The organism is Kribbella sp. NPDC004536 (genome assembly GCF_042873835.1).
In the GTDB taxonomy this organism is placed as follows: Bacteria; Actinomycetota; Actinomycetes; order Propionibacteriales; family Kribbellaceae; genus Kribbella.
The window spans coordinates 687215-707636 of the sequence record NZ_JBIALY010000001.1 but is presented as its reverse complement, the minus strand read 5'-3'; the positions used below and the strand labels follow the sequence as shown (position 1 = coordinate 707636).

Genomic DNA, 20422 nt, shown 5'->3' with positions numbered 1-20422 from the left:
GGCCGGCGTCGGCTACTCTTGGGCGCGTTATGGCGGTAGCTAACTTGGTCAATCTGGAAGCTGTTTCGAAGGGCTTCGGGACCCGCACACTGCTCGACTCGGTCAGTCTCGGCGTAGGCCGTGGTGAGCGGATCGGCGTGGTCGGGCGCAACGGCGACGGCAAGTCGACGCTCCTGCAGGTCCTCGCGCGGCGCGAACAGCCCGACAACGGACGGATCACCCACAACCGCGAGCTGCGGCTCGGGTACCTCGGGCAGAGCGACGACCTCGACCCGGAGCAGACCGTGGTGCACGCGGTCCTCGGCGACGTCGAGACCTACACCTGGGCGGCCGATCCACGGGCACGCTCGGTGATGGAGCACTTGCTCGGTGAGGTCGACCACCAGGCGCTCGTCGGCAGCCTGAGCGGTGGTGAGCGCCGGCGTGCGTCGCTGGCGCGGCTGCTGCTCACCGAGGTCGATCTGCTGGTCCTCGACGAACCCACGAACCACCTGGACATCGAAGCGGTCAGCTGGCTCGCCGAGCACGTGGTCGACCGGGCCGGCGCGCTCGTCGTCGTCACCCACGACCGCTGGTTCCTGGATGCGGTCTGCACGAACACCTGGGAGGTTCAGGGCGGCCGCGTCACGTCGTACGACGGGGGCTACGCGGCGTACGTCCTCGCCAAGGCCGAGCGGTCCCGGACGGCCCAGGTCAGCGAGGAGAAGCGGCAGAACCTGCTGCGCAAGGAGCTGGCCTGGCTGCGCCGCGGCGCGCCCGCGCGGACCAGCAAGCCCAAGTTCCGGATCGACGCCGCGAACGCCCTGATCGAGAACGAGCCGCCGCCGCGCGACAAGCTCGCGCTGTCCCAGCTGGCGACCTCGCGGCTCGGCAAGGACGTGTTCGACGCCGAGGACGTCAGCTTCAGCTACGGCGACCGGTTGATGCTCGACCACGTCACGTTCCGGCTCGGCCCGGCGGACCGGATCGGGCTGCTCGGCCCGAACGGCGCCGGCAAGACCACCTTCCTCAAGGTCCTCACCGGGCAGCTCCCGCCGGACAAGGGCCTGGTCAAGCAGGGCAAGACGGTCCGGATCGCCAACCTGTCGCAGAACCTCGAGGAGATCGACGACTCGGTCACGGTCCTCGACCACATCACCGCGATCCGCCGTACGGCAGCCCTGGCCGGCAAGGGTGGCGAGTTGACGTCGTCGCAACTGCTGGAGCGGTTCGGGTTCACCGGGGACAAGCTGACCACGCGGATCTCGGACCTGTCCGGTGGCGAGCGGCGCCGCCTGCAGTTGCTGCGGATCCTGCTCGACGAGCCGAACGTACTGATCCTGGACGAGCCGACCAACGACCTGGACGTCGAGACGCTGACCGTGCTGGAGGACTTCCTCGACAGCTGGCCGGGCGTGGTGGTCACGGTCACCCACGACCGGTACTTCCTGGAGCGGGTCAGCGACATGGTTTACGCGATCATGGGCGACGGCCGGGTCCGGCACCTGCCGCGCGGCGTCGATCAGTATCTCGAGGAACTCGACGCCGGAATTCCCCGGCGGACCGCGTCCAATGCATTGACACCGGCGGCGGAACTGTCCACGGATTTGTCGGGAACCGGCATTGATACCCAGGTGGTTGAGCGTCCGACGGCTGACGCCGCAGCGGCCCGGGCGGCGAAGAAGGAGCTGAACCGGATCGAACGGCAGCTCGCCAAGCTCACCGAGACCGAGGCCAAGCTGCACGACCAGCTGGCCGCGAGCGCCAGCGACTACGGCCGGCTGGCCGAGCTGGACACCGAACTGCGCAAGCTCGCGGACGAGCGCGGCGAGCTGGAAACCGCCTGGTTCGAGGCCGCCGAACGCGCGGAACAGTAGCGCTGCAAGGGAAAGCGCGCGGCGCACCCTCCGATCCCCTGTGATTCGGAGGGGCGCCGAGCTGCTGGGTGAGCGGGCCCCGTGCCGGCCGGCGTTGTTCGGGCCCCGAGCCCCGGACACCGCGCGGCCATCTTTCGGCGGACCACCTCTTGCCGCCGAAAATCGGTTGGCTACTGATTGTGACGACCATAGTGCGGAGTGTGAGTTGTGTCGGCTACAGCAGCCTCTCGATCTTGTTGCAACTAGCAACGATCGAAACAGGGGGCAAGTGACGCTTCGTCTTTTCGGATAATTCCTGTGCAATTACCGCCGGCTTTGTTGGCCTCAATGATTTTCGAACGGATGGACCAGTTCGCGCAGCGCCCGGGCGATCTGCTGCTGGTCGCGGTCGCTCAGACCGCCGAGCAGCGTGCGTTCGTGGGCGAGCAGGCCGGCCATCGCGGCGTCGACCTTGTCCCGGCCGGCCGGGGTCAGCTGCACGAGCACGCCGCGGCGGTCGTTCGGATCGGGGAGTCGTTCGACCAGTCCGCGGGCGGTCAGCCGGTCGACCCGGTTCGTCATCGTGCCGGACGTGACCAGGGTTTCCTTGAGCAATTTCCCCGGCGACAACTGGTACGGCGTACCGGCCCGGCGGAGGGCGGCGAGAACGTCGAACTCCCAGGACTCCAGTTCGTGTGCGTCGAAGGCCTGGCTGCGGGCGCGGTCCAGGTGCCGGGCCAGCCGGCTGACCCGGGACAGCACCGCCATCGGCGCCACGTCGAGGTCGGGGCGTTCCCGCCGCCAGGCCTCGATCAGCCGATCGACCTCGTCCTCCATGGCTCCGAGCGTACCGATCAAGACTCTTGACATCAAGACAAGTTGCGGGTTCAGTGTATCTCGACATCAAGATAAATTCGGTCGGAGGGTGCAGCATGCGCAGGTCACCGGTGTGGAGTCCGGAGCAGTACGGCACGTACGCCGACGAGCGGGCGCGGCCGTTCCGGGACCTGGTCGAGCGGGTCCGGGCGACCGACGTACGGTCCGTCGTGGACCTCGGCTGCGGTCCGGGCGCGTTGACCGCGACGCTGCGGGACGTCTGGCCGGAGGCGACCATCCGCGGGATCGACAGCTCGCCGCAGATGCTCGACGCGGCCGCGCAGTACGCCGACGACCACCTGAGCTTCGAGCTCGGTGACGTCCGCGAGTGGTCCGGCGCCGACCTCGACGTGATCGTCACGAACGCGACGCTGCAGTGGGTGCCGGAGCAGCTCGACCTGCTGCCAGGGTTCGTCCGGGCGCTGCGGCCGGGCGGGTGGCTGGCGATCCAGATCCCGGGTAACGGGAACGCCCCGTCGCACGCGATCCTGCGCGAGCTGGCCGGGACGCCGCCGTACGCCGAGTACGCGAAGGACGCGTCGCTGCGTCCCGACGTACCTGGGCCGGCCGAGTACGTCGACGTGCTCAGCGCCTTGGGGTGCGTGGTGGATGCCTGGGAGACCACGTACGTCCACGTGCTGCCCGGTGACAACGCCGTACTCGAATGGGTGAAGGGGACTGGGGCGCGGCCAGTGCTCCAGTCGCTGCCGGACGACGTACGGCCTGCGTTCGAGGCGGAGTACGGCGCTCGGCTGGCGGACGCGTATCCGCAGAAGTCGTACGGGACGTTGCTGCCTTTCCGCCGGATCTTCGCTGTTGCTCACAAGGAGGGGTGAAGGTCGTGCGACTTGATCATGTGCAGGTGTCTTGTCCGCCAGGTGGGGAGGACGTGGCGCGGGCGTTCTACCGGGATGCGCTCGGGATGGTCGAGGTGGAGAAGCCGGAGCTGCTGAAGGCACGCGGCGGGTGCTGGTTCAAGGCCGATGCCGCGGAGATCCACGTCGGCGTGGAGAAGAACTTCACGCCGGCGAAGAAGGCGCATCCGGCGCTGGCCGTGGACGATCTGGATGCGTTGGCGGCGCGGCTTGCCGACCTCGGCTATCCGGTCCAGTGGGACAACGAGACGATTCCCGGCCGCCGGCGGTTTCACACCGCCGACGGACACGGGAATCGGGTGGAGATCGTCTGAGGGACCTAACGACAGGAGGTGTCCGCCTCCGGGCGAAGGACATACGCCTCACGTGAGCCTTCGCAGAAGGCCGGGAGGTGGACACCTCCTGTCGTTCGGAACCGGCCTACTCGGTCGCCAGGGCTCCCGCCGGAGCGACCTTTGCGGCGCGTCGCGCTGGCAGTACCGAGGCGAGCAGACCGGCAACCGCGGCGATGGCAGCGATCGCGACCAGCAGCGTCCCGGGTACGGCGTACTCGACGCCGCCGGTGACCGTCTGACCGCCCATCAGCGCGCTCGTACCGGTCCAGCCGTAGACCAGCCCGAGGACGATCCCGAGCCCGGCCGCGACCAGTGCCATCAGCAACGATTCGACCGCGAGCATCCGGCGGAGCTGACGCCGGGAGAGCCCCATCGCCCGGAGCAGCGCGTTCTCCCGGGTCCGCTCCAGCACCGACAGGCTGAGCGTGTTGCCGACGCCGACCAGCGCGATCAGTACCGAGACCCCGAGCAGTCCGATCCCGACGACCAGCAGTACGTCGAAGATCTTCGTGTACGTCGACCGCTCGGCCAGACCGCCTTCGACGCCGAGGTCCTTCACGGTCGGGATCGACTGCTGGACGGCATCGATCACATCCGGGCCGTTCGCCTTCGGGTCCGATGCCAGCCAGTACCCGGTGGTCGCCGCGTTCGGCGCCAGCTTCGCCAGATCGGCCGACGTGATCGTGATCGGGTCGAAGTGCCCGACCGACATCCGGGCCGTGAGGCTGACCTTGTGCTGCCCGGACGTCAGCGTCAACTGCGACCCCTCGGTGAGCTTCAGCGCCTCCATGGTGCGGTAGTCGACGAGCGCCGTGCCCGGCTTGAGCTCCCCGGCAAGGCTCGGGTTGTGGATCACCGAACCGGCCTTGGCCTCGTCGATCCCGGTGGCCGGCATCTCCTGGCCGCCGGCCTTCACGTTCACCCTGCTGACCGGGACCACCTGGGTGATGCCCTTGATCTCGCGGAGTTGCTGCTCGGCGCCGGCCGGCATCTTCTCGCTGTAGGCCGTCACCACGAGGTCCACCGGGTACTGCTGGCTCATCGTCACGTCGAACGTCTTCTGCACCGAGGCGATCCCGACGCAGGTGAGGCTGATCAGCGTGACGCCGATGAGCAGCGCCGACGTCGTCGCCGCGGTCCGCTTCGGGTTCCGTACGGCGTTCGCCAACGCGATCCGCGCCGGTACGCCGCCACCGCGGGCCGGAAGGGTGCCGATCAGACGGATCAGTGCCGGTACCAGCAGCGAGCCGACCGCGAGGATGCCGAGGAACGAGATCCCGCCGCCGGCCGCACCGATGATCACCTGGTGCATCGCGGCGCCGGCCACGAGCAGTACGCCGCCACCCGCGAGGAGCAGGAAGCCGGCGAGCAGCCGAAGTACGCCGGCCCTGGACGCAGCGGCCGGAGCAGCCTCCGGACGAAGAGCGGCCAGCGGCGCCACCTTCGTCGCGCGCCGCGCCGGTACGACGGCCGCGATCAGCGTGGCGACCGTGCCGAGCAGCAGCGGTACGAACACCGACGCCACGTCGAGGTGCAGCGGTACGCGCGGGATGCCCCAGTCGAACTCGCGGGACAACGTCAGCGCCAGCGCCGACAGCGCGACGCCGAAGACGACACCGATCGCGGACGCGGCCACCCCCACCACACTGGCCTCCGCGAGGACCGACGTGAACACCTGCCGCCGGGACGCGCCGACACAGCGCAGCAGCGCCATCTCGCGGGTCCGCTGCGCGATCACGATCGTGAACGTGTTGCCGATCACCAGGCAGGCGACGAACAGCGCGATCAGTGCGAACATCCCGAACACGCCGCCCAGTACGTCGATGCCGTGGGTGAAGTTCTCCACCTCGTGCTGGACGAACTCCTGGCCGGTGTACACCTGCAGGCCGTCGGAGATCACGCCGCGGGCGGCGTCGGCGAGCTGCGTCTGTGACACGCCGGACTTGGCCGCGACACCGATCGCGCGGACGAACGTTTCCGGCGCGAAGACCTTCACCGCGGCCGCGGTGGCGACCGCGGACGCCGGGCCGACCGAGTTCGTGTCGTTGACCAGGCCAACGACCTTCAGCGTCCAGGACTTGCCGTCGTACGAGCTGATCCGGAGTTGGTCACCGATCCCGACCTTGTGCTTGGCGGCCAGCCGGGACGGCAGCGCGATCTCGTTCGTTGCGGTCGGCAACTGGCCGGACGACGTGCTCGGACCGGCGATCACGCTGGTGTCGTAGAGCGCGTCGATCTGGGTCCCGACCGGGCGGACCAGGTCGGGGAACGCGACGTCCATGTACGCGGTGCTCAGCGTCACCACCGACGACGCCTGCGGGAGCCGTCGCACCGCGGCGATGTCGGCCGGGGAGATCGACGCGCTCTGCGGGTAGACGACCGTGTCGATGCCCTTGTACTGGGCGCCGATCGTCTCGTCGATGCCGTGCGACGCCGACGAGTGCACGATCATCGCGAGCGAGCCGAACCCGACCCCGAGGACGATCGCCAGGCACGCGGCGACCAGGCGGCCCAGGTGGGCGCGCAGCGAGGAGAGGAGTGAACGTCGCACGTCAGGCTCCCAGCTGCCGCAGCGCGTCCAGGACGCTCTCCGGGGTGGGCTGCTGCAGTTCGCCGGCCAGTTTGCCGTCGGCCAGCATCACGACCCGGTCGGCGTACGACGCGGCCAGCGGGTCGTGGGTCACCATCACCACGGTCTGGCCGAACTCGCGGACCGAACGGCGCAGGAACCCGAGCACCTCGGCCCCGGACCGGGAGTCCAGGTTGCCGGTCGGCTCGTCGGCGAACACGACCTCGGGCCGGCCGACCAGCGCCCGGGCCACCGCGACCCGCTGCTGCTGGCCACCGGACAGCTCGGAGGGCCGGTGGGTGAGCCGGTCCCGCAGACCGAGTACGTCGATCAGCGTGTCCAGCCACTGCTGGTCGGGCTTGCGGTTGCCGAGCTCCAGCGGCAGCAGGATGTTGTCCTTCGCGGTCAGCATCGGCAGCAGGTTGAACGACTGGAACACGAACCCGATCCGGTCCCGCCGGATCTTCGTCAGCTCCGCGTCCGCGAGCTGGGTCAGCTCGGTCTCGCCGAGCAGTACCTGGCCGCTGGTCGGCGTGTCCAGGCCGGCCAGGCAGTGCATCAACGTCGACTTGCCGGATCCGGACGGGCCCATGATCGCGGTGAACCGGCCGACGCCGAAGTCCACCCCGACGCCGTCCAGCGCCGCGACCGCGGTGTCGCCCTGCCCGTACACCTTGCGCAGCTCGTGGGCCCGGATCGCGGTCCGCGGCTCCCCGTCCTGCCGCAACCGCCCGACCTCCGGCTGCCCGGTCTGCAAACTCATGTCACTCCTCAGCTCAACTGAACGTTGCTGAAGAAGTTAGTGATCGGCAGCGCGGATCTCGTCGGACTGCAGACTGGACTCCGGGTACGACCTGGGTATTACTTCTGCGGTTTCACCAGGCCGGTCTCGTACCCCAGGACGACCAGGGCGACCCGGTCGCGGAGCCCGGTCTTGGCCAGGATCCGGCCGATGTGCGTCTTGACCGTTGCCTCGGACAACGTGAAGAGCTTGGCGATCTCGGTGTTCGACAGCCCGCGGGCGACCTCGATCAGCACCTCACGTTCGCGGGCCGTGAGGTCTTTGAGGTCCGGACGCTCGGTGGCCGCGTCGGGGAGCGCCCCGGCGAAGTGCTCGAGCAGGCGTTTCGTCGTACTGGGGGAGACGACGGCGTCGCCGGAGTACACCTGGCGGATCGCGTTCAGCAGGTCCGCCGGCGGGGTGTTCTTGAGCAGGAAGCCCGCGGCGCCGGCCTTGATCGCGGCGAACGCGTACTCGTCCAGGTCGAACGTGGTCAGCACGATGACTTTCGGTGCTTCGGGCAACGAGTTCAGCAGCCGGGTCGCCTCGACCCCGTCCAGGCGCGGCATCCGGACGTCCATCAGGACCACGTCGCACGCGGTCACCTGGATCTTCTCGACCGCCTCGCCGCCGTCACCTGCCTGCCCGACCACCCGCATGTCGGCCTGCGAGTCCACCAGCATCGTGAACCCCGCGCGCACGAGCTCCTGGTCGTCGACAAGAAAGACGCGGATGACGTCGTCTGTCACTTACCCTCCGGTTGGCAGGTTGTACGGCAGCCTGGCGACCACCTCGTAACCGCCGCCGGCCTTCGGTCCGGCGCTCACCGTACCGCCCGAGACCGAGACGCGCTGCCGCATCCCGACCAGACCGTGCCCGGGATCCGTACTCGGCGCGACCCCGGCCCCGCGGCCGTCGTCGGTGACCACCACGGTCAGCATCTCGCGCCCGAAGTCCAGCGTGACGGAGGTACGCGCTCCCGGCCCGGCGTGTTTCAGCGTGTTGGTCAGTCCCTCCTGGACGATCCGGTACGCCGTGAGCCCGAGCAGCGCGGGCAACTCGCGGGGCCGGCCGGTCACCGTGTACTCGACGGCGAGGCCCGCCTCGCGGACGTTCTCGATCAGCTCCGGGAGACTGGAGACGCCGGGCTGTGGGCGTGGCTGGTGCGGGCCGAGGTCCGACTGCTCGTCCTGTTTGAGCAGGCCGAGCATCTTGCGCATCTCGGTCAGGCTCGCGCGGCCGGTGTCGCCGATCGTCGCCAGCGCCTTCTTCGCGGCCTCGGGGGACTGGTCCGCGGCGTACAGCCCGCCGTCGGCCTGGACGATCATGATCGACAGTCCGTGCGCGACCACGTCGTGGATCTCGCGCGCGATCCGGGTCCGTTCGTTGCTGACCGCGAGCTTCGCCTCGCGGTCGCGGTCCCGTTCGAGCTGGGCGGCCCGCTCCTCGAGCTGATCGACGTACAGGCCTCTGGTGCGGCGGCGCTCGCCGAACGCCCAGACCCCGAAGACGAGCGCGGCCAGCCCGCCCATCATCGTGACCTGCTGCTTCCAGTCCGAGTTGGCCCAGTAGCGCGACACCGCCATCAGGACGCCGAGGCCGCCGATACCGAGGGCGATCCGGCTCAGGCGTACGTCGCCGTACACGGTGATCGCGTACAGGGCGACGAGCAGGCCGACGTTGCCCGGCTGCAACTGGACGCCGACCAGCCACTGCAGCGTGGCGACCGCGCAGACCGCGAAGAAGACCAGTTCGGGGTGGGTCCGGCGCCAGATCAGCGGGGCCAGCATCCCGAACGCGAGCAGGCCGCCGAAATGCGCCTGGGCCAGCGACAGGAACCCGAACACCATACAAAGACCGCCGGCCAGCAGCAGGTCGAACGCCTTGCTCCGGGCAGGCAGCGGCCGCGCGGTCAACATCCCCGTCATGCCCGCCAGCGTACGGGTCGGCGCCCGCGCGGGGGTCATTCCACGGGCTGAACGTCGTGTACGACCGGAGGCTGGCGTACCGACGGACGGGTAGTGGTCGTCATCATCGCCGCCGCTCACGGATGCCGCAGGCTCAGCGCCGGCCCGAACCTCGGACCACTACCCGTTCTTCGGTACGGCTACTTGTGCGGCCGGGTCGAGAGGATCGGCTTGGCCTCGAGGCCGGAGAGGCCGTTCCAGGCCAGGTTGACCAGGTGGGCGGCGACATCCTGCTTCTTCGGTTTGCGGGCGTCCAGCCACCACTGGCCGGTCAGCGCGACCATCCCGACCAGCATCTGCGCATACATCGGCGCGTTCTTCGGGTCCAGGCCGCGGCGCTTGAACTCCTCGGCCAGGATGTGCTCGACCCGGGTCGCGACGTCGCTCAGGATCGAGATGAACGAACCCGTCGACGACCCGACCGGCGAGTCCCGGACCAGGATCCGGAAACCGTCGGAGTTGTTCTCGATGTAGTCGAGCAGCGCGAGCGCCGCCTGCTCGACCAGTTCGTGCGCGCGGCCGGCCGTCAGCGACTGCGTGACACCGTCGAGCAACGCGCGGACCTCGCGGTCGACGACAACGGCGTACAGGCCTTCCTTGCCGCCGAAGTGTTCGTACACGACCGGCTTGGAGACCTCGGCCCGGGCCGCGATCTCCTCCACCGAGGTGCCCTCGTAGCCCTTCTGCGCGAACAGGCCGCGGGCGATCGTGATGAGTTGCTCGCGACGTTCGGCACTGGTCATCCGGATCCGGCCGGACCGCCGCGGTTTGGGTTCCGTCACGTCGTGATCACGTCAGCATCATGCCGTACTCGGGCTGTTGCCGGTGGGAGTTTTCCGGTCAGGCCGCTTTGAGGGTGCGAGGCGTGGCGTCCGTACGGCGCGCCTCGAGCCGCTCGCGGACCGGCCAGCGTACGTCGCTCACCCAGCCGCGCTTCTCGAAGAACCAGATGCAGCGGGCGGACGTGTCGAGTTGGCCCTTCAGTACGCCGTGGCGGGCGCAGGTCGGGTCCGAGTGGTGCAGGTTGTGCCAGGACTCGCCCTGGCTCAGGATCGCCAGCCACCACACGTTGCCGGACTTGTCCCGGCTCTTGAACGGCCGGTCGCCGATCGTGTGACAGATCGAGTTGATCGACCAGGTGACGTGGTGCAGCAGCGCGATCCGGACCAGGCTGGCCCAGAAGAACGCGGTCAGCGCACCGGTCCACGACCAGGACCAGAGGCCGCCGATGACGGCCGGCGCGAGCAGGCTCACCGCCACCAGTGCAGGGAACATACGGGAGACCTTGACGACGTCCTTGTCCCGCAGCAGATCCGGCGCGTACTGCCGTTGCGGGGTCTGCTCGGTGTCGAACAGCCACCCGATGTGAGCGTGGAAGAAGCCCTTGGTCAGTGCGCCGAGCGTGTTGCCGTACTTCCATGGGCTGTGCGGGTCGCCGTCCCGGTCGGAGAACTTGTGGTGCTTGCGGTGATCGGCCACCCAGCGGATCACCGGCCCCTCGATCGCCAGCGAACCGGCGATCGCGAGTGCGTACTTCAGCGGCCGGTTCGGCTTGAACGACTTGTGCGTGAACAACCGGTGGAACCCGATCGAGATCCCGTGGCCCGCGATCGTGTAGAACACGACCATCAGGACCACGTCCCGCCAGCCGAGGAACCCACCCCACGCGATCGGCACCGCCGCCAGCACCGCCAGGAACGGGATCCCGATGAACAGCGCCAGCGCCACCTGCTCCCAGGGCTTCTTCTGCTCACCCCCGAGCGTCCCGGTGTCGACGTCGTCGACGGACACGGTGCGGGTGGGCGCGTCCGGCACGGTCGCAGTGGGTGGAGTCATGGCTGTTCTTCCCTCGCTCAGGGGGTCCTTACCTACGCCACCGTAACCTACGGATCCGTAGGTTAGGAACCCCTGGGCGTGTCATCCACCCCACTCATGGCAAACTGTCCCGGCAACCACGATCCCCCGTGGGGTAATCGGCAGCCCGCGAGACTTTGAATCTCGAAGACCAGGATCGAAACCTGGCGGGGGAGCTAACACCGGTCCGGCTATCGCAGCGCCGGCTCGAGTTCGATCGACGGGTCCTGCCGCAAGATCGCTTCCTGCAAATCCCGGATCTTCCTGCTCGGTTCGATCGCGAGCTCCGCGATCAAACCTTCCCGAAGGACGCGGTACACGGCCAGCGCCTCGACCTGGCGGCCCGCCCGATACAACGCGAGCATCAGCTGAGCGTGAAGTTCTTCGTCGAATGGATACGCGACGAGCATGTCCTGCAAACGCGGGATAGCGGCCGAGAGTAGGCCGAGTTTGAGCTCGGTTTCAACCATCGACTTCATCGCGACCGTGTTCAAGCGCTCGAGTCGTTCCCCACTGTCGTTGAGTGAGGCATGGGCGCGCACGCCACTCAGTGGAGCGCCCCGCCACAGGGAGAGCGCCGTCCGCAGATGCCCGAGCTTCTTCTGGAGGTCGTCGGTGCGCCGGGATTCGCTGATGAGTCGTTCGGCCACCTGAACGTCGGTGCCGATCAAAGAGGTGTTGAGCCGGTACCCGGGCGACGACATCAGGATCGCGTTCGCCCCGCCGAGGATGCGCCGCAGGTATGAGATATGGCTCTGCAGAGTGTTGCTTACTGTTGCGGGAGCCCTTCCACTCCATACCGTGTCGATCAGCTGGTCGTTGCTGACGACCTGACCTGCATTGAGCGCGAGCGCCGCCAGAAGGCTCTTCCGTCGCAGGCCCGGGACTTCCTGCGACCGGCCGTTTGCGAGAACGTCGACGGCGCCCAGCAGTCGCACCTCTTTGTCGGGGCGGTCGATGGTGGCAGGCCTGAATGCCGTCTCGGTGCGCTCGGCATCGAGGAGATCTTGCGTTCCGGTAGTCATCGCTCGGAATCCTTTGCTTGAAGCGAGCCCTGGGTCGACCAATGGCGAAGGTGACTACCTTGTGTGGCGGAATATTTACCGGTGGTGTTGAGGCGACTGTTCATGGAAACCTCCTTGGCCCTCAACTCGGTTCTATGTCGCGGGGCTGACGTCAGGAACCGGCTCCGCTACGTAGATCTGCTGATGCAGTACTGAAATCCGGGATCTCGGATGGCGAGGCCATAGCGTGCGACAATCGGCGTCGTGCAGTGGCCGCTGGTCGAACGAGAATTTGAACTCGGTGAGGTTGCCGCCGCCGTGGCGGATGCGGCCACCGGGGACGGTGCCATCGTTCTGCTCGCCGGCGAAGCTGGGATCGGAAAGTCCAGCATCATCAGGGCGCTACCGGCTGCGCTGCCAGGCCGGCACCGCATGCTGGTCGGGCAGTGTGACGATCTGACGCCCCCCCGGGTGCTCGGCCCGTTCCGAGATATCGGCGCGAAACTAGGACCTTCTTTCGCTGCCGCGCTGTTGGCCGAGGATCGATCGAGAGTAATCGATTCGCTACTGGCGGAGCTCAGCGCGTCGAAACAGCCAACGATCCTTGTGGTCGAGGACATGCATTGGGCGGATGAGGCAACCACTGATGTCGTCAGCTACTTGATTCGGCGTATTGATCAGCTGCCGGCGGTCTTGATTCTCTCGTATCGCGACGATCATCACCTCGGCTACGACCACCGGTTACGAAACGTGTTGGCGCTGACCGCACGCTGTCAGCGGCACCGATTGCTGCGGCCTAGTCCGCTGTCCCTTACCGCGGTACGGAGATTGAGCCTCCCCTCCGGACTGGACCCTGACGAAGTGTTCGCGGTCACGTCAGGAAACCCGCTCTTCGTGTCAGAGGTCGTGGCGAGCGGAGATGTCGACAGCGTGCCGCCGACGATCGCTGCGGCGACGATGGTTGGTATGAGCGGCCTCAGTGCGAACACCAGAGCGTCGCTGGAGCGCCTCTCGGTCGTGCCGTCAGGCCTGGAGCGCTGGCTGGCCGAGGCTGCACTCGACGGAGACCTGTCACCCTTGGCGATGGCAGAGCAGCACGGTCTCATGACCGTTTCGCCGCAGCACGTGGCTTTTCGCCATGAGTTGATGCGACGTGCCGTGCTGGATTCACTCGTAGCCGTACAACGCATCGCCTACAACCAAAAGATTCTTGCGGCGTTGCTGCACGCGCCGAGCGACGTGGATGTGTCACGCATTCTCCACCATGCCGCCGAGGCTGGCGACAACGCCGTGATTGTCGAATACGGGCCGCTTGCCGCCAGGAAGGCCGCGGCTGCAGGTTCGCATCGCGAAGCCGCTGTCCACTACCGGCTTGTACTGGAACATCGAGAGGTCTTCAGCCCGGCGGAGCAGGTGGTGCTCCTCGAGCGTTACGCCACCGAGTGCTACACCGTCGGGCTTGCCAAGCTCGCGGCTCAGCAGCAAGAAGAGGTCGTACGCCTACGCCGGCAGCTGCATGACACGCTGGCGTTGGGCACAAGCCTCCGTCTGCTTTCGCGGCTCGAATGGTGGGCCGGTCATCAAGCAGACGCCCATGTTGCGATCGCCGAGGCTATCGCTGTCCTCAAGATTGTCGGAGACGACGTCGAACTGGCCTATGCCCTTAGCTACTCATCCCTGTACTCATCGGCGGACGACCCGGACGGCGCCATCGAAGTCGGGCGCTCGGCTGTGTCGATGGCGCAGTCGACCGGCGTCGCAGCCGTAACCTCCGTTGCGCTGTACAACGCCGGTGTCACGCTCTGGTATTTGGGTCGGTCGGGCGGTCAGGCGTTGCTGGAGGAAAGTCTGAAAGTTGCGCTTGATGCCCACGAGATCGAGCATGCCTGCCGAGCGGACCTCGCGCTTGTCTGGATGTTTGCTGATGATCTTCACTACGCAGAAGCCGAGCGTCGCCTTGATGCAGCGATCGAGATGGCCCGCGATGGAGAGCTCGACGGCTTCCGGCGTCAGATGCATCTGCACCGCAGCATCATCGACCTGGCGCGTGGTGCATGGGACAGCGCAGAACGGGAAGCGGAGCTGGCTGCCACGGCGCAATCGACCACGCGCTCGGGAGCGCTCGCGATCCTTGCTCAACTGCGGCAACGGCGTGGTCAAGACAGCAGTGCGTTGCTCGCGTCGGCCTGGTCCGGTGCCTCGGAACTTGGCCCGCCAGTTCTTGCACCCGTAGCAATTGCAACGCTCGAGGCCAGTTGGTTGACGGGTGAACCGGCGCCCTACTCCTTTGTGGCGCTTTATGAGGAAGTACGGAAGTTCGGTTCGAAATCTCAGACCGCAGAACTCGGGTACTGGGCGCGGGCCAACGGTCTGCCGATCCAGCCGTATCGCTCGGACCATCCCTACGACCTGCTTGCCGACGGTAAGTGGCAGCAGGCGGCCAAGATCTGGCGCGCGGCCGGCTGCCCGTACGAGGAAGCGCTTGCGCTGTCTCAGAGCTCCGATCCCGAGGACCTGCTCGCGGCGCTGTCGATCCTGGACGCGCTCGGCGGGCGTCCGTTGGCCCGCCGGATCCGGCAGCGCCTTCGCGAGCTCGGCGTGCAGCGTGTACCTCGAGGACCGACAGCCGCAACACTTAGCAACCCCGGTGGTCTGAGCCGACGGCAGGCCGAGGTCGTTCATCTGCTTGCGGAAGGCCTGACGAATGCCGAGATAGCGACCCGCATGGTCCTCTCGGTGCGCACGGTCGAGACGCATGTGGCGGCGATCATGGAGAAACTCGGCGCGTCGACGCGGGCCGAGGCCGTCGCACGCGCGGAGGCCCTTGGCTTGGTGGCAATTGTGCTACCGGCCGACCCCGCGGAGTAAGTTTCTTGCCTTCGAGAAAAGGGTTGCCTGCTACAAGTAGTTTCAGGCTTTCTGCGGACTTGTATCTGCACGCGACGGAGAAGAAACTCACAACTGTACGTGTGCGGCGCCGAGTTGAGCTCTCATGCCTGGAGAGAGAATCAGATGAAACGCAGAACGCGAGCGGGTGTGGTTGCGGCCGTGTTGGCGCTGTCAGCCGGATGGTTGTCGGCCTGCAATGCCAACACCAAGACCGTGTCGAGCGGCAGCACCGCGGCCGCCGAGCAGGGCGGGACTTTTCATATCCTCGTGACAAACAAGGAGATCAGCCTCGATCCGGCGAAGAGCCAGAACCTGGCGATCAGCTCGATCCATCTGGTATTGCGCAGTCTGACGTCGTGGAAGACCGACCCGAACAAGGCCACCGAGCTGGTGCCGGACCTGGCCACCGACACCGGTCAGGTGAGCGACGGTGGCAAGACGTGGACGTACAAGCTGAAGCCCGGCCTGAAGTACTCCGACGGCTCGCCGATCGTTGCCGCCGACATCAAGTACGGCGTGGAGCGGTCGTTCGCGCCGGAGCTGTCCGGCGGGCTCGGGTACCACAAGTCGCTGCTGGTCGGCGGCGACAAGTACACCGGTCCGTACAAGGGCGGTGAGCTGGCGTCGATCGAGACGCCCGATGAGTCGACCGTGGTTTTCAAGCTGAACAAGCCGTACGGCGACTGGCCGTGGATCGTCAGCATGCCGGCGTTCTCGCCCGTCCCGAAGACGGCGGACACCGACCCGGCGCACTACGGCGAGAAGCCGGTCGCGAGCGGCCCGTACCAGGTGAAGTCGTATTCGCCCGGTTCGAAGCTCGAGCTGGAGCGGAACCCGAACTGGGACAAGTCGACCGACCCTGCGCGCACCGGCCTGCCCGACGCGATCGTGGTCGACATGGGTCTGCAGTCGAATGTGGTCAATCAGCGCCTGATCGCGGACACCGGCGACGACAAGTTCGCCGCTACGACTGGTGCGTCGGTGCCGGCCGCGCTGATCCCCACGATCACCGGGAACCCAGCCGTCAAGGCGCGGGTGGCGACGTCGCCGGCTGGTGCGCTCGAGTATCTGGCGATGAACACGAAGCGGCCGGCGCTGTCGAACCCGGCGGTGCGGAAGGCGATCGAGTACGCCGTGGACAAGCAGGCGGTGCAGGTCGCCGTCGGCGGTGCTGAGTACGGCGGTGAACTTGCCAGCGCCCTGATCACGCCGGGCATCGACGGGTACAACAAGTACGACCTGTACCAGGCACCGCCGGCGGGCGATCCCGACAAGGCCAAGCAGGTGTTGCAGGCCGCTGGAGTGCGCAACCTGAATCTGGTGCTTGACTCGATCAACGATCCCCAGTGGCTGAGTGTCGCCCAAGCGATCCAGCAAGGGCTGAAGCGGGCCGGGATCAACGTCCAGATCAAGCCGCTGGACATCGAGCCGCTTACCGAGGTGATCACCGGTAACAAGGCCGACTTCGACCTGACGGTGTCCAGTTGGCTGCCGGACTTCCCGAGTGCGATCGGCAACATCGAGCCGTTGTTTGCGTCGTCGGAGATCGGTAACGGCGGCTACAACCTCTCGCGGTACTCCAACCCCGCTGTCGACTCGGCGATCGCGGCAGCGACGGCCGAGACCGACCGCGCCAAGGCGGCCAGTTTGTGGGGCGCGGTGGACAAGGAGATCATGCAGGACGCGCCGATTGTCCCACTGGTCTACGCCCGGAATGCCTTCCTGCATGGCTCGAAGGTCCAGAACTTCTACCTCTCGTCCTACCCGCCGTACGCAAACCAACTCATCATCGGCCTGGCCAAGTAGCCGGATCAGGTGGTGAGCCAGTTGCGGTATTTGGACTGGTCTACGTTGCTGCCGCAGATGATGGTGGTGATGGGGCGGTTGGCGTAGCGGGTGGGGGATTCGAGGATTGCGGCGATGCCTAGGGCGGCCGACGGTTCGGTGATCAGGCCGGCTTGGCTGTGGAGTAGTTGCATGGCGGTGATGATTGAGGATTCCTCGACGAGTACGGCGTCGTCGGCGACGATCAGGAGGTCGTCGAGGACCTCGGGGATCGGGCGGCGGCCTGCTACGCCGTCGGCGATGGTGTCGATGGTGTCAGTGGTGACTACGCGGCGTTCGTGCCAGGAGCGGGTCAAGGCGGGCGCGCCATGTGGTTGTACGCAGATCACCTCGACGTGTGGGGCGAGCAGCTTCAGTACGTAGCCGATTCCGGTTGCCATCGCCCCACCACCGAGCGCAATCAGCACGGCCGGTCGGCCAGGTCCGCCGGCGTAAGGCTCGAAGGAGTCCAGTAGTTCGAGGCCGATCGTGGCGGCGCCTTCGCAGGTTTCCAGGTCGAGGCTGTCTTCGAGGAGGCGGATTCCGTCGTGCCGAGCGATCGCGGCGGCGCGGTCGCGGGCCAGTTCGTGGTCGCCCTCCACGAGTTCGAGCTTGGCGCCGAGGGCGCGGATGCGCTCGAGTTTGGCCGGCGTCGCGAAGCGGGAGGCGACCACCGTGACGTCCAGCCCGCGGTGCCGAGCGGACCAGGCGAGCGCCTGGCCGAGGTTGCCGGCGCTCGCGCAGACGACAGCGCGCGAGTCGCCGCGAGCCAACTGGTCCGCGACGACCTCCGTACCGCGGCCCTTGAAGCTGCGGACCGGATTCGCGGTCTCGAGTTTGATGTTCACCGAGCACCCGAGCAGCGGCTCCAGCGCCTCGCACCGGTACAGCGGGCTGTCCAGGAACACCGGATCGATCACCTGTCGAGCCGCACGAATCCGGTCCAGGTCCAGCCGCGTCTCCAGCACGACACCGGAGCCTACGTGACCTCCCGGCGGCGGAACACAGCTGCGCTGGTCGTTGCTGCCAGCAACCCGATCACGACGAAGAGAGCCGCGGCCGCCAACCAGCCGCGACCGTCCGGCTGCGACGCGATCCAGCCCGCGAGCAACGGGCCGAGCGCCGTGGCGACTGTGAACGCGCTCGAGTAGACCGCCTGGTACGTGCACTCGCGCCCAGGCGGTGGCGCCGAGAACGACATCGACCACCCACCCGACGTCTGCAGCAGTTCGCCGAGCAGCCGTACGGCGCTTCCCGCGCACAGCAGCACCAACGCCGCCGCCGTACGGCCCGCGCCCGCGGACGTCATGTAGATCAGGCAAGCCGCTCCGGCCAGCGCTCCAGCCGCAGCCGTACTGCGCACCGCCCCGCGCGGGCTGTCCGCGAGCCCGCTCACCGGTACCTGCAACAGGATGCCGAGCACGGTGGAGCCGCCCACGAGCAGGCTGACCGTCTCGTTCGGCACCACGCCGCGCGTGACGATCCACAGCGGCAGCGCGACCGTCAGCAGCGTGCTGTTGATCGACAGCAGCCCCTGCAACAGGCTCGCGGTCAGGAACGCCCAGTTGCCGACGACCGTACGAAGTCCGCCCGCAGCGGACCGAGTCCGGCGGTACGGGATCCTGCTGACCACGATCGCCACGATCACGAACGTCAGCGCATCACCGATCAGCAGCACCCGGAGCAACATCCCCGACGAGCCGAGCAAGGCAAGGCCGCCGAGCGCCGCGCCGATCGCGGTGCCGGTGTTGTTGACGGAACGCAGGTACGCCCGGACGCGCAGCCGCTCGGCGCCCATCGTCAACTGCGCGATGAACCCGTTGCGTACGCCGGCCGTCGCCCGCGTCGCCGTCACCGCAAACACGGCGACGACCAGGAACGACCACCAGCCCGCGACCTCGCCGTACGCGAGGACCGCACACCCCTCGACCAGGCACAGCCCCACGAACACCGGCCGCGCGCCGACGCGATCGCCCAGCATCCCGAGCGGTACGCCGACCAGCAGCGCGACCGCTCCGGCGATCGTCAACCCGAGCGCGACCTCGTGAGCCGACAGCCCGACGTACTTCACCAGGTAAATGACGCTGATCGTTGCGAAGGCACCGTCGCCGACGCTGTTCAACAACCCGGCCGCAGCCAGCGATCTGACCGGACCTCTGGGCAGGCTGAAACGTCCCACGAACAACCATCTCCTTCTCGTGCCTCACAGGACACCCACCGCCTCACAGGACGGCCGGACAAAGAGCGCAAGGATTCTCGACGGTGCCGCCGCTCCGCGCTACCTGTTTTCAGGCGGCGAGGAACGTGCGGATGTGGCCGGCCCAGGTCTCGGGCTGTTCGAAGTGGCACATGTGGGCGGTGCCGGGAATCACCTCCAACCTGCTCGGGACCGCGGCGTGCAGCCGCTGTGCCAGTTGGACGGGGAAGCCCATGTCCTTTTCGCCATGGAGGATCAGGATCGGTTCGGCGAATTCGCGGAGGATCTGTTCGGGCTCACGGGTGCACCACGGGTGCATGAGCCCGTTGCGCGCTCGCTCCTCGGACCAGTCGCCGAGATCGGTGTCCAGGGATTCGAGCAGTCGCAGGTATTCCGGCGCGCGGTCCAGGTCCCAGACGAAAACCGTCGAGTTGCGCAAGGCCCCGTTCGCCTCGTCCTCGATCCGTTGGCGGCGGTGGTACTCGGGCCAGTCGGCCAAGTACGGCGCGGCGTCTGCCAACGGGTACGCCGACGTCGACGCGAGCACCAACCGCCGTACCTGTTCCGGATGCTGGTCGACGAACTGCATCGCCGCCCGCCCGCCAGTGGAGAACCCCACCAGGTCGACGGCGCCGAGCCCGAGCCGCGAGATCAGCCGATGCGTGTCCCGGATGACGTACTCCGGCTGAAGGTCGTCGTCCGGCAGCCCGCGACTGCTCCGCCCGCACCCGCGGAAGTCGAACAGCACCACGTGGTGGTCCCGCGCCAACGGCTCGAACCCGGGCACCAGGTACCCATGGCCGACGTCCGGCCCGCCGTGCATCACCACCACAGCAGGCCTCCCGCGCGGCTGCCCGAGCTCCCGCACGTACAACGTCACGTCCCCGACATCCACAAACTCACCCATCCACGAACCATGTCAGGTCCCACCGACAGAAATACTGTGCCCATGAAGGCCACCTGGACCGACGCCGACTTCGACGAGATGGGTTGGCACGACTGCCGCGTCCACGCACTGAGCATCGGCGTTCGCGACGACGGTTTCCCCTGGCAGCGCGTGCTGTTCGACCTCGACTACATCACCCGCTGGGTACCGCCGGAGGACGGCACCTTCACGTTCTGGATCGCCCCGGCGACGCTGGTCTTCGACGAGGCCTGGGACGTCACCGGCGACCTGGCCCCGGCCAACGAGCTCCTCGACCTCGACGCTGTCCACCGCCTCGCCCCACCGGACGACCGCCCCGATCCCTTGTGGCACCTAGAAGGCCACAACTTCGACCTCCGCCTACGCGCTCCTGGCTACACCCAGTACCTCCGCACCGAACCGGTCCACAGCCGCCACCAGTACCTCCCGCTCACAACCCGCGGCGGTCTCTCCTTCGCCGAAAACCCGTTCAGTTGAACGGTTCCGGGCCA

17 protein-coding genes and 1 tRNA gene are annotated in these 20422 nt (G+C 67.5%); 7 read left to right on the top strand and 11 right to left on the bottom strand.

From position 1 onward, the window contains the following. The first annotated feature begins 29 nt into the window (after positions 1 to 29). Positions 30 to 1856, top strand: a complete 1827-nt coding sequence (locus ACFYRU_RS03385) for an ABC-F family ATP-binding cassette domain-containing protein (protein ID WP_387652495.1) — start codon at positions 30 to 32, stop codon at positions 1854 to 1856. Positions 1857 to 2180: 324 nt separating this feature from the next. Here the strand turns inward: ACFYRU_RS03385 and ACFYRU_RS03380 are convergent, their stop codons facing one another. Next, complete coding sequence (locus ACFYRU_RS03380) at positions 2181 to 2672, bottom strand: MarR family winged helix-turn-helix transcriptional regulator (RefSeq protein ID WP_387652494.1); 492 nt, start codon at positions 2670 to 2672, stop codon at positions 2181 to 2183. Between the two features lie 95 nt (positions 2673 to 2767). Between ACFYRU_RS03380 and ACFYRU_RS03375 the strand changes: the two genes are divergently transcribed. Continuing rightward, entirely contained in the window at positions 2768 to 3547 is a 780-nt protein-coding gene (locus ACFYRU_RS03375) for a methyltransferase domain-containing protein (RefSeq protein ID WP_387652492.1), read from the top strand. A gap of 5 nt (positions 3548 to 3552) precedes the next feature. Next, on the top strand, positions 3553 to 3900 hold the full coding sequence (locus tag ACFYRU_RS03370; protein ID WP_387652491.1) for a VOC family protein: 348 nt from the start codon (positions 3553 to 3555) through the stop codon (positions 3898 to 3900). A gap of 106 nt (positions 3901 to 4006) precedes the next feature. Here the strand turns inward: ACFYRU_RS03370 and ACFYRU_RS03365 are convergent, their stop codons facing one another. From ACFYRU_RS03365 to ACFYRU_RS03340, 6 genes are all read right to left on the bottom strand, one after another. Further along, positions 4007 to 6472, bottom strand: a complete 2466-nt coding sequence (locus ACFYRU_RS03365) for an ABC transporter permease (RefSeq protein WP_387652489.1) — start codon at positions 6470 to 6472, stop codon at positions 4007 to 4009. Between the two features lies 1 nt (position 6473). Continuing rightward, the gene (locus ACFYRU_RS03360; RefSeq protein WP_387652488.1) at positions 6474 to 7253 is read right to left on the bottom strand and encodes an ABC transporter ATP-binding protein; all 780 of its coding nucleotides are present in this window, start codon (positions 7251 to 7253) and stop codon (positions 6474 to 6476) included. A gap of 98 nt (positions 7254 to 7351) precedes the next feature. Next, a complete protein-coding gene (locus ACFYRU_RS03355; protein ID WP_387652486.1) occupies positions 7352 to 8020 on the bottom strand; it encodes a response regulator transcription factor in 669 nt (222 codons plus the stop codon). Then, positions 8021 to 9199 (bottom strand): sensor histidine kinase, encoded by a 1179-nt coding sequence (locus ACFYRU_RS03350; RefSeq protein ID WP_387652485.1) that lies wholly within the window; start codon positions 9197 to 9199, stop codon positions 8021 to 8023. Between the two features lie 179 nt (positions 9200 to 9378). Continuing rightward, on the bottom strand, positions 9379 to 10020 hold the full coding sequence (locus ACFYRU_RS03345; protein ID WP_387652483.1) for a TetR/AcrR family transcriptional regulator: 642 nt from the start codon (positions 10018 to 10020) through the stop codon (positions 9379 to 9381). A gap of 58 nt (positions 10021 to 10078) precedes the next feature. Then, positions 10079 to 11074 carry an acyl-CoA desaturase gene (locus ACFYRU_RS03340; RefSeq protein ID WP_387652481.1) on the bottom strand — a complete coding sequence of 332 codons (996 nt, stop codon included), beginning with the start codon at positions 11072 to 11074 and terminating at the stop codon, positions 10079 to 10081. Between the two features lie 122 nt (positions 11075 to 11196). On the opposite strand from ACFYRU_RS03340, the gene ACFYRU_RS03335 reads away from it, so the two are divergent. Further along, positions 11197 to 11268, top strand: a tRNA-Gln gene (locus tag ACFYRU_RS03335). A 15-nt stretch (positions 11269 to 11283) separates the two neighbouring features. Here ACFYRU_RS03335 and ACFYRU_RS03330 read toward each other — a convergent pair. Next, entirely contained in the window at positions 11284 to 12117 is an 834-nt protein-coding gene (locus ACFYRU_RS03330; RefSeq protein WP_387652479.1) for a BTAD domain-containing putative transcriptional regulator, read from the bottom strand. A 243-nt stretch (positions 12118 to 12360) separates the two neighbouring features. Between ACFYRU_RS03330 and ACFYRU_RS03325 the strand changes: the two genes are divergently transcribed. Together ACFYRU_RS03325 and ACFYRU_RS03320 are read left to right on the top strand one after the other, a co-directional pair. Beyond that, on the top strand, positions 12361 to 14964 hold the full coding sequence (locus ACFYRU_RS03325; RefSeq protein ID WP_387652478.1) for an ATP-binding protein: 2604 nt from the start codon (positions 12361 to 12363) through the stop codon (positions 14962 to 14964). Between the two features lie 144 nt (positions 14965 to 15108). Further along, positions 15109 to 16791, top strand: coding sequence for an ABC transporter substrate-binding protein (locus tag ACFYRU_RS03320; protein ID WP_387652477.1), 1683 nt, complete (start codon positions 15109 to 15111; stop codon positions 16789 to 16791). Between the two features lie 5 nt (positions 16792 to 16796). On the opposite strand, the gene ACFYRU_RS03315 is transcribed toward ACFYRU_RS03320, so the two are convergent. The 3 genes from ACFYRU_RS03315 to ACFYRU_RS03305 all read right to left on the bottom strand — a co-directional run bounded on the left by ACFYRU_RS03315 (position 16797) and on the right by ACFYRU_RS03305 (position 19913). After that, positions 16797 to 17777, bottom strand: a complete 981-nt coding sequence (locus tag ACFYRU_RS03315; protein WP_387652475.1) for a threonine/serine dehydratase — start codon at positions 17775 to 17777, stop codon at positions 16797 to 16799. A gap of 11 nt (positions 17778 to 17788) precedes the next feature. Then, the gene (locus ACFYRU_RS03310; RefSeq protein WP_387652474.1) at positions 17789 to 18988 is read right to left on the bottom strand and encodes an MFS transporter; all 1200 of its coding nucleotides are present in this window, start codon (positions 18986 to 18988) and stop codon (positions 17789 to 17791) included. A 109-nt stretch (positions 18989 to 19097) separates the two neighbouring features. Further along, on the bottom strand, positions 19098 to 19913 hold the full coding sequence (locus tag ACFYRU_RS03305) for an alpha/beta fold hydrolase (protein WP_387652473.1): 816 nt from the start codon (positions 19911 to 19913) through the stop codon (positions 19098 to 19100). Between the two features lie 42 nt (positions 19914 to 19955). Between ACFYRU_RS03305 and ACFYRU_RS03300 the strand changes: the two genes are divergently transcribed. Then, the gene (locus ACFYRU_RS03300; RefSeq protein ID WP_387652471.1) at positions 19956 to 20408 is read left to right on the top strand and encodes a hypothetical protein; all 453 of its coding nucleotides are present in this window, start codon (positions 19956 to 19958) and stop codon (positions 20406 to 20408) included. Positions 20409 to 20422: the final 14 nt, after the last annotated feature.

What these genes read in the sequence shown, in the direction of transcription:
- ACFYRU_RS03385 (WP_387652495.1), top strand. Translation starts at nt 30, where the DNA reads ATGGCGGTAGCTAACTTGGTCAATCTGGAAGCTGTTTCGAAGGGCTTC.
- ACFYRU_RS03380 (WP_387652494.1), bottom strand. Translation starts at nt 2,672, where the DNA reads ATGGAGGACGAGGTCGATCGGCTGATCGAGGCCTGGCGGCGGGAACGC.
- ACFYRU_RS03375 (WP_387652492.1), top strand. Translation starts at nt 2,768, where the DNA reads ATGCGCAGGTCACCGGTGTGGAGTCCGGAGCAGTACGGCACGTACGCC.
- ACFYRU_RS03360 (WP_387652488.1), bottom strand. Translation starts at nt 7,253, where the DNA reads ATGAGTTTGCAGACCGGGCAGCCGGAGGTCGGGCGGTTGCGGCAGGAC.
- ACFYRU_RS03350 (WP_387652485.1), bottom strand. Translation starts at nt 9,199, where the DNA reads ATGACGGGGATGTTGACCGCGCGGCCGCTGCCTGCCCGGAGCAAGGCG.
- ACFYRU_RS03340 (WP_387652481.1), bottom strand. Translation starts at nt 11,074, where the DNA reads ATGACTCCACCCACTGCGACCGTGCCGGACGCGCCCACCCGCACCGTG.
- ACFYRU_RS03330 (WP_387652479.1), bottom strand. Translation starts at nt 12,117, where the DNA reads ATGACTACCGGAACGCAAGATCTCCTCGATGCCGAGCGCACCGAGACG.
- ACFYRU_RS03320 (WP_387652477.1), top strand. Translation starts at nt 15,109, where the DNA reads ATGAAACGCAGAACGCGAGCGGGTGTGGTTGCGGCCGTGTTGGCGCTG.
- ACFYRU_RS03305 (WP_387652473.1), bottom strand. Translation starts at nt 19,913, where the DNA reads ATGGGTGAGTTTGTGGATGTCGGGGACGTGACGTTGTACGTGCGGGAG.
- ACFYRU_RS03300 (WP_387652471.1), top strand. Translation starts at nt 19,956, where the DNA reads ATGAAGGCCACCTGGACCGACGCCGACTTCGACGAGATGGGTTGGCAC.